The sequence below is a fragment of the Rhodococcus opacus genome, assembly GCF_012396235.1.
GTDB lineage: Bacteria > Actinomycetota > Actinomycetes > Mycobacteriales > Mycobacteriaceae > Rhodococcus_F > Rhodococcus_F opacus.
In genome coordinates this window covers 69,322-84,470 of record NZ_JAAXPA010000022.1, presented here as the reverse complement: position 1 = coordinate 84,470, position 15,149 = coordinate 69,322, and the positions used below count along the sequence as shown (strand labels likewise).

The window sequence follows — 15,149 nt, the reverse complement described above, 5'->3', positions numbered from 1 at the left end:
TGATCGTGCTGTACGCGTGGGCCCGGTGTGCGTCGATTCGTGATGTTCGTTTCGGAATCGCCATCGACAGGCGACGGTCGGACCGGTCGAGCAGAGTGCGTCCTGCGCTCCCCTGCCTCTGTCCGAGGCTCAGCGGAAGCGTTCGGCCTCACGCGCGAGTTGCACGAGGTCGGCGCACAGGGACTCCACCTCATGGGCCGCCGCACCTTCGGCAACGGCTGTCGCCACGTCCTCGGCGGCACATCGAACCTGGAAAACCCGGTCGACCATGGCGGAGGCTTCCTCCGAGGTGAGCACCACCGCATCGGCGGGGATGCTCGTGCCTTTGACCTGGTTGCGCTGCTCGTACGCGCGCTGCCGGCAGGATTGGCGGCAGTACCGGCGGCGCCGCCCCATCCCCGTCTCGGCCACTTCCCTCCCGCACCACACACAGGAATCGGGTCTGCGGGAGGCGCCGGTCATGGTCAACCACCTTACTGCGCGGCGCCTCGAGGCCCGCCCGGTAAGATGTCGAGGTTGCATCTGCGCGGCGTGCGGGAACCAATCGGGAGGCCGTGGCGTTGTAGATGAGTGTGAACGCTTGGTTCTGGTCCAGGCGTACTCGCGCGGAGACGATCGAGGAGAGGACACAACCATGGCAGATCGCGTACTTCGAGGAAGTCGACTCGGAGCGGTGAGCTACGAGACCGACCGTGACCACGACCTCGCGCCCCGTCGGATGGCCAAGTACCGGTGCGACAACGGTGAGGTGTTCGACATTCCCTTCGCCGACGATGCCGAGATTCCCGGCACGTGGCTGTGCCGTAACGGCCTCGAGGGAACCCTGGTCGAGGGGACTGCGCCCGAGGCCAAGAAGGTCAAGCCGCCGCGTACCCACTGGGACATGCTGCTCGAACGCCGTTCCAAGGAGGAACTGGAGGAGCTGCTGAAGGAGCGCCTCGACCTGCTGAAGGCGAAGCGCCGCGGAGCCTGACACAGGCAACCGAACCGTACGAACGCCGTCTCGGCTCTGCCGGGGCGGCGTTCGCCGCGTCCGGGGAAGTTGCGACCCCGGCTTCGGCGCGGACGGGGTGTTCGACACGGACAAGCTTCTGTTGGTCACTGGGCTGGTCACCGTCTCGACAGGACTCATCCAAGTACTCCGATCTGCTGAACGCGGGCGCGTTACATTCCGAGCACACAAAGCACCGAGCGTCACGCCCCGAACACGCAGTCGAAGAAACCACGTATGACCGACCTCTCGGGCTTCCGTACCATTTGAGAGGTAGGTCACATGACCGCTCTCAATCTACTATTCGGTACCGCGGAGTCAAGGGTTTGGTCTTCTCTTCGGGTAAATCTCACACCTGGGGTATGAAATCGGCACCCCGAAACCACGACCGGTCGGGCGTCCACGATATTCGGGGTGGTCAACCGCTCGTTTTCTGTACAACCACTGCCATTTCGTGGTATTCCCCCATCACCGCCCAAACCAAACCTTCCGGTCTGTCGGGCGGTGCTGCGGTCAGCGCACCGAGTGCGGCCGGTTCGCGCTGTCGTCGGGATCGCTGTCCCTGCCGGTGTCGGGCGCGGCGTGCCGCGGCCGACGATGCGAACGCTCGAGGTGCGGTGCGATCGCGGCGAGAGCAGCCGGCGTCGTCATCGTCCAGTGCGTCGCGTCCACCGGATGCTCGACGATGCTCCCGCGCACGAACTGTCCCCAGCAGGTCACCGGGTCCACGTGGAAACCGTCGTCCAGGGCGGCGGTGAAGAACACCAGATCGCCCGCGAACACCCTCGGCCGGTGTGCGTCGATCAGTGTGGGGGCTCGCAGCGCATTGCCGTAGATCCGTCCGAGTTCGGGAGCGGTCAGCGCCGCCAGCGGCCCTCCGACGACCCGCAGCAGTGCCGCCGCACGCTCGGCGTCGAACTGCCCGTCCGGCGCGAGTTCGTCGAGCACGCTGTCGTCCGGGAGGTCCAGGCCGACTCCGCCGAGAAGATCCGCGGTGGTCGCGGAGTTCTCCACGCTGCGGTCGATCCCGACATAGCTGTCGAGGAGCCCCAGCAGACGCACCTCTTCACCGGCGTCCTGCAACTGCACCGCCATCTCGTGAGCGATGACTCCACCCAGCGACCACCCCACCAGGTGGTACGGGCCGTGCGGCTGGATCGAACGGATCTCCCGGACGTAGCGGGCCGCGAAGTCGGTGATCGTCTCCAGGTGCGGCTCGTCCTCGGTCAGCGCCGGCGACTGCAGCCCGTAGATCGGCCGGTCCTGGGTCAGCTCGCGGCCGAGCCCCGCGTAGCTCCAGGCGAGCCCGATGAACGGATGCACACAGAACAGCGGCTCCGCCGTCCCTCTCGTGCGGATCGGGAGAAGCACGTCGAGTGACGCACCCGCACCGTCCACCCCGTCGTTCGTCCACTTCTGGATGCGTTGTCCCAGCGACTCCGGCGTGGGGTCGCTGAACATCCATTGCAGCGGGAAGTCGATTCCCAGCTCGGACCCGAGTAAAGACGCGACCCGGGTGGCGATCAGCGAGTTGCCCCCGAGGTCGAAGAAGCTGTCCGTGACTCCGACGCTGTCGATGCCGAGTACGTCGGCGAACACCGTGGCGACGGCGCGCTCGGCCGCCGTCCGCGGCGCCTGGTACTCGTCGGCCGCCGACCGGACGGTCGGTGTGGGCAAGGCCTTGCGGTCGAGTTTGCCGTTCACCGACAGCGGCAGTGTGTCGAGGTGCACGACGTGCACCGGGATCATGTACGACGGGACGCGGGCCGACAGGTGCGCCCGCACGTCGGACCAGTCGGCCGCGGGCCGTCCCACCAGGTACGCCACCAGCGCTTCCTCGCCGCGGTCGTCGCGGTGCACCACCACGACCGCCTGCGACACGTCCGGATGGGTCTCGAGCGCGGTCTCGATCTCCCCCAACTCGATCCGCTGCCCCCGCAACTTCACCTGGAAATCCGTCCGCCCCACATACTCCAACGCACCGTCGCGGCGGCGACGCACCAGATCACCCGTGCGGTACATCCGCCCACCCGCCACGTGCGGGTTCGCCACGAACCGGTCCGCCGACAGATCCGGACGATTCAGATATCCCCGCGCCAGCTGATCCCCCGCCAGATACAACTCTCCCGCCACCCCGTTCGGCACCGGATGCAACCGGGCATCGAGCACATGCAACTCGGTGTTCCACACCGGACGCCCGATCGGCACCGTGTGCGTGTCCGCCGGACCCGTCTCCCAGTACGTGACGTCGACCGCCGCCTCCGTCGGCCCGTACAAGTTGTGCAGATCCGCACGACTGACCGCCCGGAACCGCGACACCTGCTCCGGCGTCAACGCCTCCCCCGAACAGAACACCAACCGCAACGAATCACACACCGCCGCAGCGGGTTCGGCAGTGAACACCGACAACATCGACGGCACGAAATGGGTGGTCGTCACGTGACGTTCCTGTATCAGCCCTGTCAGGTACCGCGGATCGCGGTGTCCGTCCGGCGCGGCGATCACCAGGGAGGCTCCCACCTGCAGCGGCCAGAACAGCTCCCACACCGAGACGTCGAACGTCACCGGAGTCTTCTGCAGAACGACGTCCGCACTGGTCAGGGTGTATTCGTGCTGCATCCACAGCAGGCGGTTCACGATCGCACCGTGGGTGACCGCGACGCCCTTCGGCCGGCCCGTCGACCCGGACGTGAAGATCACGTACGCCGTGTTCGCCGGGGACAGCGGCCACAGCCGGTCTGCATCGGTGATGGGCGAGTTGTCGAAGCCGGAGAAGTCCTCGGACGCGACGTCGAGGACGGGGACCGATCCGCCGCCGGGGAGTCCGGTACCGCTGACCAGCACACATGCCGGCCGTGCGGTGTCGAGTACATACGCGGTGCGCTCGGCCGGATGGTCCGGATCCACCGGCAGGTAGGCGCCACCGGCCTTCACGACGGCGTAGATCGCGACGAGCAGATCGATCGACCGGCGCATCCCGACCGCGACGACGGACTCGGGGCCGACGCCCTGCTCGATCAGGCGGCGCGCCAGCCTGTTCACGCGGGAGTCGAAGTCGGCGTAGGTCAACTCGTCCCGGTCGAAGACCACCGCGATCCGGTCGGGGTCGGCCGCGACCCTCGTGTCGAACAGCGACGCCAGGGTCCCGGCGAGCACGTCGTGTGATGTCGCGTTGGTGCCGGCGATCTGCTTCCGTTCGCCGTCGCCGAGGACGTCGATATCTCCGACCGCGGTGTCCGGACTGTCGGTGGCCGCGCGCAGAATCTGCAGGAACCGCTGTCCGAACACGTGCATGGACGGCTCGTCGAACAGGTCGGAGGCGTACGTGAGGCGGGCAGCGATCCCGTCCGGACGGCCCTCGGAGTCGAACTGCTCCATCAGGGTGAGCTGCAGGTCGAACTTGGCGATGTCGACATCGAAGTCGAAACCGCTCACCGACAGGTCACCCAGTCGGAGGGTCGCCTGGTCGAGGTTCTGGAACGTCAGCATCACCTGGAACAGGGGATGCCGCCCGGTGGACCGCGACGGATTGACGACCTCCACGAGGCGCTCGAACGGAACGTCCGCGTGAGAGAAGGCGGCGAGATCGGTCTCGCGCACGTCGGCGACCAGTTCGGCGAAGGTCTTGCCTCCGTCGACCTGCTGGCGCAGGACCAGTGTGTTGACGAACATGCCGATCAGGTCGTCGAGTTCGCGTTCGCCACGTCCCGCGACGGGGGTGCCGATGGCGATGTCTCCGGTGCCGGAGAGTCGGCTCAGCAGCACCGCGAGCGCCGAGTGCACGAGCATGAACAGGGACGCGTTCGCGTCCCGCGCCGCACCCAGGAGCATGCCGTGCAGGTCGGCCGGCACGGCGAAGTCGACGGTGCCGCCCCGGTACGACGCCACCGCGGGACGCGGGCGGTCGGTGGGCAGGTCCAGCTGATCCGGTGCGCCCGTGAGGGTCTGCGTCCAGAACGCGAGTTGCCGTGCCGAGACCGAATCGGGATCGGCCTCGTCGCCGAGGAGTGCCCGCTGCCACAGTGCGTAGTCGGCGTACTGCACCGGCAACGGCGCCCAGTCGGGCGTGGTGTCCGCCGACCGCGCCGCGTACGCCGTCATCACATCGCGCACCATCGGCGCCATCGACCAGCCGTCGCCGGAGATGTGGTGGACCACCAGGGCGAGAACGTGCTCCGTCGGGGACATGCGGAAGATCCGCACCCGCACCGGAACCTCCGTGGTGACGTCGAATCCGGTGGTCACCAGGCCGGCGATCAGCGCGGGCAGCGCGGCCTCGTCCGTCGCGTCGACGGACAGTTCGCCCCCCACCCGGTCGATGGGCAGGATCACCTGGTGCGGACCGTCCGCGGAGTCCGGGTAGACCGTCCGCAGCGACTCGTGCCTGCGGACGACGTCGGCGACCGCGTGCTGCAGCGCGTCGACGTCCAGCGCGCCCGACAGCCGGACCGCCACGGGAATGTTGTGCACCGCCGAGTTCGGGTCGAACCTGTTGAGGAACCACATCCGGTGTTGCGCCGACGACAGCGGAATCCGTTCGGGACGCACGGCCGGCGTCAGCGCCGGGCGGGCGGGCGCGGTCGCGTCGATCGAATCCAGCAGTGCCGCAAGGGCGGCGACCGTGGGCGCCTCGAACAGGCTTCGAATCTCCACGCGGCGCCCGAGTCGTTCGGACAGCCGGGCGATCACCCGGGTGGCGACGAGGGAGTTGCCGCCGAGGTCGAAGAAGTTCGCGGCGGTACCGACCTGTTCGACGCCGAGCACGTCGGCGAACACGGCGGCCACCGATTCCTCCGTGGGTGTCGCGGGGGCGCGGTACTCGACTGTCGCCGACACGAAGTCGGGCGCAGGAAGGGCCTTGCGGTCGAGTTTGCCGTTCGAGGTCAGGGGCAATTGCGCGAGCACGACGAGGGCGGCGGGCACCATGTAGCTCGGCACCACGGCGCCGACCTCGGCCAGAACCGCGGCGGAGTCGACGGTGGCGCCGTCCTCGGGGACCACGTACGCGACCAGGGCGGTCCCGGTGTGCGGGTGCTGGTGGGCGACGACGACGGACTGCCCCACCCCTGTGCTCGACATCAGTGCGGACTCGATCTCGCCGAGTTCGATGCGGAACCCGCGGACCTTCACCTGGAAGTCGGAGCGCTCGAGGTACTCGAGGATCCCCCTCGCGTCCCGGACGCGCCAGCGCACCACGTCACCGGTGCGGTAGAGCCGTGAACCGGGTGCGCCGAAGGGGTTGGCCACGAAGCGCTCGGCGGTCAGATCGGCGCGGGCGACGTAACCGCGGGCCAGCTGGTCGCCGGCCAGGTACAGCTCACCCGCCACCCCGACGGGGACCGGGTTCAGGCGGGCATCCAGCACGAACACATGTGTGTTCCACTCGGGTCCGCCGATGGGAACGGTGTCGACGTCGGTGGCGGTGTGTGTCCAGGCGGTCGCGGACACGGCGGCCTCGGTGGGCCCGTACAGGTTGTGCAGCGCGACGGTCCCGAACCGGCGGCGGAAGCGGACCGCGGTGTCGACGGGCAACGCCTCGCCGATGCACAGCACCCGCCGCAGGGCCGGCTGCTGCCCCGCACCCGGGGTCGCCAGGAAGGCCTCCAGCAGGGACGGCACGAAATGTGCTGTCGTGACGCGCTGCTGACGCATCAGGTCCGCCAGGTAGTCCGGATCGCGGTGACCGTCCGGGCGGGCGATGACGAGTCGGGCGCCCGAGATCAGCGGCCAGAACAGTTCCCACACCGACAGGTCGAACGTGACGGGGGTCTTCTGCACGACGGCGTCGGTGGTGTCGAGCGGGTATTCGTGCTGCTTCCAGCGGAGTTGGTTCGCAATGGCGGCGTGCGTCACGGCGACACCCTTGGGTCGGCCGGTGGACCCGGACGTGAAGATCAGGTACGCCGTGTTCTCCGGCCGCAGCGGGGCGAGGCGATGCGCATCGGTCACCGGTTCGGGTGGTGAGGCGGTGAGGTCGAGGGTGTCGATCTCGATGACCGGGACGTTCTCGGCGGCGAACCCGTCCGAGGACGTGGTGAGGATGCACACCGGGCGGGCGGTCTCGAGCACGTAGGCGAGCCGGTCGGCCGGATGGGTGAGATCGATCGGCAGGTACGCGCCGCCGGCCCGCAGCACCGCGTACATCCCGACCAGCAGTTCGATCGACCGGTTCATCGCCAGTCCCACCACGGATTCCGGCCCCACTCCGCGATCGATCAGCCGGTGGGCGAGGGCGTCGACACGGCGGTCGAACTCTGCGTACGTCAGTTCGGTGCCCTCGAAGAACACGGCGGCCTCATCGGGTGTGCGCGCCGCCTGGGCGGAGAACAGTTGGGCGAGCGTCGTCGGCGGCAGATCGACGCCGGTGTCGTTGAATTCGGCGAGGACCGAGCGCCGTTCGGGGCCGTCGAGCAGGTCGATGGCCCCGACGGCCACGTCCGGATCCTGTACGACCGACGCGAGGACGCGGGTGAAGCGTTCCGCGAATGCCCGCACGGTCGATTCGTCGAAGAGGTCGGTGGCGTAGGTGAACTGGGCCTCGATCACGTCCGGGGATCCATCGGCGTCGTGCTTCTCCGACAGTGTCAGGTGCAGATCGAAGTTGGAGATCGTGTTCGGCACGTCGAGTCCCTCGACGTGCAGCCCGGGAAGTTCGAGTGTGGTGGTGGCGAGGTTCTGGAACGAGAACGCGACCTGGAACAGCGGGTGGTGCGCGCGGGACCGGGCCGGGTTCAGCACGTCGACGAGGCGCTCGAACGGAATGTCGGAGTGCGCGAACGCACTCAGATCGGCAGAGCGTGCGTCGGCGAGGCTGTCCGCGAACGAACTCGCGAGGTCTACGTGGGTGCGCAGTACCAGGGTGTTCACGAACATGCCGACGAGTTCGTCGAGGGATTCCTCACCGCGGCCGGCGATGGGTGCGCCGACGGTGATGTCGGACTCGCTGCTCAGTCGGGCGAGCAGTACCGCGAGCGCGGTGTGCATCACCATGAACAGCGAGGTGTTCCGGCCGCGTGCGAGCGCCAGCAGGGCGCGGTGGGTGCCGGCGTCGATGGTGAACGGCACGTGCGCGCCCCGGTGCGACGCGACCGCGGGGCGGGGACGGTCGGTCGGCAGGGACAGCCGGTCCGGCAGACCCTCCAGCGTGCGGGTCCAGTAGGCGATCTGAGCGGCGGCGACCGATTCGGGATCGGCCTCGTCGCCGAGGAGTTCCCGCTGCCACAGGCTGTAGTCGGCGTACTGCACCGGCAGCGGGGTCCAGCGGGGCACGTGTCCCTCGGCGCGGGCGGTGTAGGCGAGCATGACGTCGCGGGCCAGTGGGGCGAGCGACCAGCCGTCACCCGAGATGTGGTGGGCGACCATCACGAGCACGTAGTCGTCGGGTCCGACGCGGTACATCCGCGCCCGCAGGGGCACATCCGCGGTCACGTCGAAGCCCGTCGTCACGAGTGCGAGCACCCGCTCGAGGACGTCGTCGGGGTGCGCCGCCACCGGTGTCAGGTCGGGCACCGCGTCCCCGGCGGGCACGATCACCTGGTGCGGGCCGTCGGCGGAGTCGGGATAGACGGTGCGCAGTGCCTCGTGCCGCCCGACGAGATCGGCGATCGCGATCTGCATGGCACGCAGGTCCACCTCGCCCGACAGCCGGAGCGCGACCGGCAGGTTGTAGGCGGGCGATGCGGTGTCGAACTGGTTGATGAACCACATCCGCTGCTGGGCGAGCGACAGCGGAATGTGTTCGGGCCGAGGCCTGGCCGTCAGCGCGGGGCGCCGGACACCGTGGGTGGTGGTCTCGGTGATGCGTGCCGCGAGCGCGGCGACGGTCGGCGACTCGAACACTTCACGGACACCGACGTGGACGTCGAGTGCCGCGTTGATCCGCGACACCACCTGCGTGGCGAGCAGCGAGTTGCCGCCGAGGTCGAAGAAGCTGTCGTGGATGCCGATCTCCGGCAACGCGAGGATGTCCGCGAAGATGCCGGCGACGATCACCTCCATCGGATTCCGCGGCGCCTCGAATGTCGTGGCCGCGGCGGCGAAGATCGGCTCGGGGAGCGCAGCCCGGTCGAGCTTGCCCGCCGGGGTGAGCGGCAGGGCGTCGAGGAGGGTGACGGAGGCCGGAACCATGTAGGCGGGCAGGGTGCGCCCGACGAAATTCGCGACCTCGACCCGGTCCACGTCCTCACCGGTGAACGGCAGCACGTACGCGACGAGGGAGGTCTCCCCGTTTGGGTGGTCGTACCCGATCGTGGTGGCGTACTCGATCTGCGGGTGTGCGGTGAGCGCGGCGTCGATCTCGCCGAGTTCGATCCGGAATCCGCGGATCTTCACCTGGTGGTCGGTGCGGCCGACGAAATCGAGGACGCGGTTCTCCCGCCACCGGACGAGATCGCCGGTGCGGTACATCAGGTCGCCGGGCGCGCCGTACGGGTCCGCGACGAACCGTTCGGCGGTCAGTCCCGGCCGTCCGAGGTAGCCGCGGGCGAGGCTCGGGCCTCCGACGTACAGTTCGCCCGGCACACCCACCGGCACGGGACGCAGCCGGCCGTCCAGCACGAGTGCCCGCACTCCACGGCTCGGCCCGCCGATGGTGACCGGTTCCCCGGCGCGGAGGGGTTCGGTGATGGACGACATGATCGTCGCCTCGCTGGGACCGTACGCGTTGACCATGCGACGCCCGGGCGCCCAGCGGGCGACCAGTTCCGGCGGGCACACGTCACCGGCGACCACGACGACGGCGAGGTCGTCGAGCCCGTGATGGTCCACCGACGCCAGCGCCGCCGGAGTGGAGAACGCATGGGTGACGTGCTCGGTAGCGAGCAGTTCGGCGAGTTCCGATCCGCCGTAGATCGTGGGCGGGGCGATGACCATCGTGGCTCCCGCGCCGAGTGCCATCAGCATCTCGAACACCGAGGCGTCGAAGCTCGGGGACGCGAAATGCAGTGTCCGCGAACGGGAGGTGACCCCGAGGAGCTCACGCTCGTCGGTCACCAGGTTCATCAGACCGCGATGTGTGACCGCGACCCCCTTGGGCCGGCCGGTGGACCCCGACGTGTAGATGACGTACGCCACCTGGTCGGACAGGATCGGCCGCATGCGGTCGCGGTTGGTGAGCGGCAACCGGGATTCGTGGGTGCAGCGCACCTCGAGTGCCGGGTCGTCGAGGAGCATCCACCGGATCGAGTCCGGGAGGAGATCCTGTTTCGCGGACACGGTGATCCCGACCATCGCCCCGGAGTCCTGCACCATGTGCAGAATGCGGTCCGCGGGATAGCCGGGGTCGACGGGCACGAAGGCTGCACCGGTCTTGGCCACCGCCCACACGGCCACCACGGATTCGAAGGACCGCGGCAGCGCCAGCGCGACCCGGGTTTCGGGTCCCACTCCCCTGTCGACGAGCAACCGGGCCAGTTGATTCGACCGTTCGTCGAGGTCCCGGTACGTGAGGCTCTCCCCCTCGAAGACGACGGCGGCTCCGTCGGGTGCCGCGGCGACGGCGTCGGCGAGGATCTCGGGCAGCATCTGCACCGGTCGCGCGTCGGCGCCGCGAACCGGGGTGAGCGCCGCATATTCCTCGTCGCCGAGGACCGGGATGTCACCGATCGGCCGCTGCGGGTCGGCGACGACCGCCTCGAAGATCCGCCGCAGCCGGGTCGCGTACCCGGCGGCGGTGCTCTCGTCGAAAATGTCTGTCGCGTACACCAGTTCGGCGTCGATGCCGGCAGCCTCGGACACGTCGTCGAGGCGCTCGGTGAGCGTGAAGTGCAGGTCGAACTTCGCGATGCTCGCGTCGAGGGTGAGCGGTTCCACCGACAGCCCGTCCAGTTCGAGCCGGTCGGCAGAGACCGCCTGCACGCCGAGCGCCACCTGGAACAGCGGGTGGTGCGAGGTGGAGCGGACCGGGCTCAATACCTCCACCAGCCGCTCGAACGGCAGGTCCGCGTGGGCGAACGCCTCGAGGTCGACGTCCCGGGCCTGTTCGAGCAGCGACACGAACGACGCCCCCGGGTCCAGCGTCGTGCGCAACACGAGGGTGTTGACGAACATGCCGATGATGTCGTCGAGTTCCACCCGGCCGCGGCCGGCGATCGCCGTGCCGACGGTGATGTCGGAGCTGGTGCTGAGCCGGCCCAGCAGGACGCTGAGCGCGGCGTGGGCGACCATGAAGATGCTGGCGCCGTGCGCGCGTGCCAGCTCGGCCAGGGCCCGGTGCGTGTCGGCATCCAGGGTGAAACGCGTTGCCGCACCCCAATGCGACGGAACGGCCGGCCTGCCCCGGTCGCCCGGCAGGTACAGCTGGTCCGGGACACCGGCGAGTGTCCGGGTCCAATACTCGAGCTGGGCGGCGGCGAGGCTGTCCGGGTCGGACTCGGCACCGAGCACCTCCCGCTGCCACAGCGCGTAGTCGGCGTACTGCACCGGCAGCGGCGCCCAGGTGGGCGCCTGGCCTGCCGCGCGGCTCGCGTACGCGATCATCACGTCCCGGATCAGCGGTTCCATGGACACGCCGTCGGCGGAGATGTGATGGACGACGAGAGCGAGCACATGCTCGGTGTCGCCGAGCGAGTACACCTTCACCCGCAGCGGCACGGCCTGGGAGACGTCGAAGCCGGTCAGCAGGAACTGCTCGAGATCCGCGCGCAGCCCGGTCTCGTTCACGCGGACCGGTGCGACGTCGAGGGTGAACTCCCCTGGTTCGAGGATCACCTGGTGCGGTCCACCCCGGGAATCAGGAAAGACGGTCCGCAGCGATTCGTGCCGGCTGATCAGATCGTCGATCGCCGCGGCCAGCGCCGCAGTATCCAGCGGTCCGGTGAGCCGGACCGCGGCGGGCAGGTTGTATGCGGGCGAGGACGTCTCGAACTGGTTGAGGAACCACATCCGCTGCTGCGCGAGTGACAGCGGGATCCGGTCGGGACGCGGCTGCGGCACCAGGGTCGGTCCGGCGGAAGCGCCGTCGCCGGCCTTGGACATTCGCGGCGCCAGCGAATTTGCCAGCGCCAGGACGGTCGGGGCTTCGAAGATGTCGCGCACCGTGACCCGGATGTCGAGTAGGGCGCCCACCCGGGCGGTCACCCGCGTCGCGGAGAGCGAGTTACCGCCTGCATCGAAGAAATCCGTGTCGAGACCGATGTCCGTACCGCCCAGCACTTCCGCGAACGCATCCGCGATCGACCGCTCGAGTGGGTTCCGCGGCGCCCGGTACGCGATCTCCTTGGCGGCCGCGCCGAAGTCGGGCGCAGGCAGGGCGCCCCGGTCGAGTTTGCCATTCGGGGTCAGCGGGATGGTGTCCAGGAACACGAGCGCCGACGGAACCATGTACCCCGGCAGGGCCTGACGCAGGAACGCGAGCAGAGCTGCCGAATCCCGGTCGGTGCCCGCACCGACGAGCACGTGCGATGCCAGTCGTGTTTCCGATGGGGACTCGTAGCCCAGCGTGGCAGCGAACTCGACGTCGGGATGTGCGTTGAGGGCCGCATCGATCTCCCCGAGTTCGATTCGAAGGCCACGGACCTTGACCTGATGGTCGGAGCGGCCGAGGTATTCGATCGCATGTCCGGGCAGAGTTCCGTCGGTCATGCTGCCGGTTACACCGGAATGCACTTCGCGCCAGCGCACTATGTCACCGGTGCGGTACATCCGGGCACCGGCGGCCTCGAACGGACTGGCCACGAAACGGTGTGCCGTGAGCGCGGCACGCTCGTGGTATCCGCGTGCCAGAGCCGGTCCCAGCAGATACAACTCTCCCACGACACCGACCGGCACGGGCCGCAACCTCGAATCGAGAACCACGGCGGCGACCCCGGGCAGCGGCCCGCCGATGGTGATGTCTCTGCCGGGGCCGAGCACCGAGCTGAACGTGGCGCCCACCGTCACTTCGGTGGGACCGTATCCGTTGACGAGTTCGACCCGGTCGGCCCATCGCGCCACCGTCTCCGGTGGGCAGGCGTCGCCGCCGACGACGATCGACCGCAGATCGTCCAGTCCCTCCGGGTCGACCGACGCCAGAGCAGCATTCGTGATGGTCATGTGTGTGACGCGCTCGGACTGCAACACCTCGTGTAGCTCTACGCCGCCGTACACACCGGGCGGACAGACCACCAGCGCGGCCCCGGAAGTGTGGGCCAGGAGGAATTCGAGGACTGACAGGTCGAACGTCGGGGACGCGAGGTGCGCGACCCGGGACTCCTCGGTGGCCCGCACTGCGGTGGTATACGAGCCGGCGAGATTCGCGAGACCGCGGTGGGACACCACCACGCCCTTGGGCAGTCCCGTCGAACCCGACGTGTAGATGAGATAAGCGGGATGATCGACGTGCAGAGCGGAGGTGCGATCCGCATCCCCGACCGGCTCCGTTCTCGCCGAGGACAATTCGCGGAGCACCTCCGGGTCGTCGAGCACGAGCCAGTCGGTCACACCCGGGAGGTGTTCGGCGAACTCGGCGCAGGTGACACCGACGACGACTCCCGAATCCCGCAGAATGTGCGCGATGCGGTCCACCGGATGCGCGGGGTCGATCGGCACATAGGCCGCACCGGCCTTGGCAGCGGCCCACACGCACACAACCGATTCGACGGAGCGCGGCAAGGCCACTGCGACGTAGGTTTCCGGGCCCACGCCCATCCCGATGAGTACACGTGCCAGCTGCGTCGATCGCCGGTCCAGCTCACGGTAGTCGATCGCGATACCGTCGAAGACGAGCGCGGTCGAGTCCGGATACCGTTCCGCCGTTGCGCCGAGCAGCTCGGGCAGGGTGGCGTTCGCGCGAAGCGGTCCGCCCCACACCGGTGCGAGGGACTGTTGCTCGGCCGCAGCCAGGATGGCGATATCGCCGACGGCGATGTCGTCGGCGGAAGCGACCGCCTCGAGGATCCGCAGGAATCGGTCCGCGAATCCCGCGACGGTGGCGCGTTCGAAGAGTTCCGATGCGAATGTGAAGGCACCGGAGATCCCGTTGTGGTGTCCGGCGTCATCCACGATCTCGGCGAGCCCCAGATCCAGATCGAACTTCGCGATGTGGGGATCGAAGTCGACGGCCTCCACCACCAACTGCGGCAGTTCCAGCGTCACCGGTCGCAGGTTCTGGAAGGCGAACATCACCTGGAACAGCGGGTGCCGATCGGACGACCGGGTGGGACGCAGGATCTCGACGAGCCGGTCGAAGGGAACCTCCGTGTCCTGGAACGCCGTGAGATCGACATCGCGCACCTGTTCCAGGAGAGCGTCGACACTGTCGCCGGGGTGAATCCGTGTGCGCAAGGCCAGGGTGTTCACGAACATTCCGACGAGCGGGTCGAGTCCCTCGTCGCCGCGGCCGGCGACGGGTGTGCCGATCACGATGTCCGTGCTGCCGCTGAGCCTGTGCAAGAGCGTCGCGAACGCAGCATGAACGACCATGAACAGCGTGGTGCCGCCCTTCTGGGCGCGCTCGACCAGCCCCCGGTGGGTGTCGGCATCGATCACGAAGTCCACAGTTTCGCCGCGGTGCGACGCTACCGCGGGACGAGGGTGGTCCGTAGGCAGATCGATTGCCTCGGGCGCACCGTCCAGAGCCGCACGCCAACGCTCGATCTGCTTGGCGGACAGACTGTCCGGATCGTCCTCGGCGCCGAGCAGTTCCCGCTGCCACACACTGTAGTCGGCGTACTGGACGGGCAGCGGCTCCCAGGACGGGGCCAGCCCTTCCGCGCGGGATGCGTACGCGGCCATCACGTCGGCGGCGAGCGGACCGAACGACCATCCGTCTGCAGCGATGTGGTGCGCGACGAGCAGCAGCACGTGTTCGGAACGGTTCTCCCGGAACAGGTGGATCCGGAACGGGATCTCCCGGGTCACATCGAAACCGGCGGCTGCGTACTCGGCGATCCGGGGCATCAGCTGGTCCGGCGCGGTTCGGATCGGTGTGAGATCGAATTCTGCCACGGCGGCCGGCAGGATCTCCTGATGCGCACCGTCCGCCGAACCCGGGTACACGGTCCGCAACGACTCGTGACGTTCGAGAACGTCACCGAGCGCTGCACGCAAGGCCGGGACGTCGATCCGGCCCGACATCCGCAGTGCAAGTGGGATGTTGTACGCAGACGACGAAGGATCGAACTGGTTGAGGAACCAGATCCGCTGCTGCGCCAGCGACAACGGGATCCGTCCGGGACGCTCG

General features: G+C 68.6%; 3 protein-coding genes (1 of these 3 running past the window's edge). 1 reads left to right on the top strand and 2 read right to left on the bottom strand.

Annotated features, from left to right (window positions below; translation table 11 throughout):
- Nucleotides 1-129: 129 nt before the first annotated feature.
- Nucleotides 130-462, bottom strand: coding sequence for a hypothetical protein (locus HGB39_RS25940; RefSeq protein WP_005246337.1), 333 nt, complete (start codon nt 460-462; stop codon nt 130-132).
- A gap of 172 nt (nt 463-634) precedes the next feature.
- Here HGB39_RS25940 and HGB39_RS25935 point away from each other — a divergent pair, with 172 nt between their 5' ends.
- Nucleotides 635-973 (top strand): RNA polymerase-binding protein RbpA, encoded by a 339-nt coding sequence (locus HGB39_RS25935; protein WP_005255751.1) that lies wholly within the window; start codon nt 635-637, stop codon nt 971-973.
- 531 nt (nt 974-1,504) lie between these two features.
- Here HGB39_RS25935 and HGB39_RS25930 read toward each other — a convergent pair.
- Nucleotides 1,505-15,149 carry the end of a non-ribosomal peptide synthetase gene (locus HGB39_RS25930; RefSeq protein WP_168442958.1) on the bottom strand. It continues 17,405 nt past the right edge of the window, so only the last 13,645 of its 31,050 coding nucleotides appear in the window; the start codon falls outside the window, past its right edge; it ends in the stop codon at nt 1,505-1,507.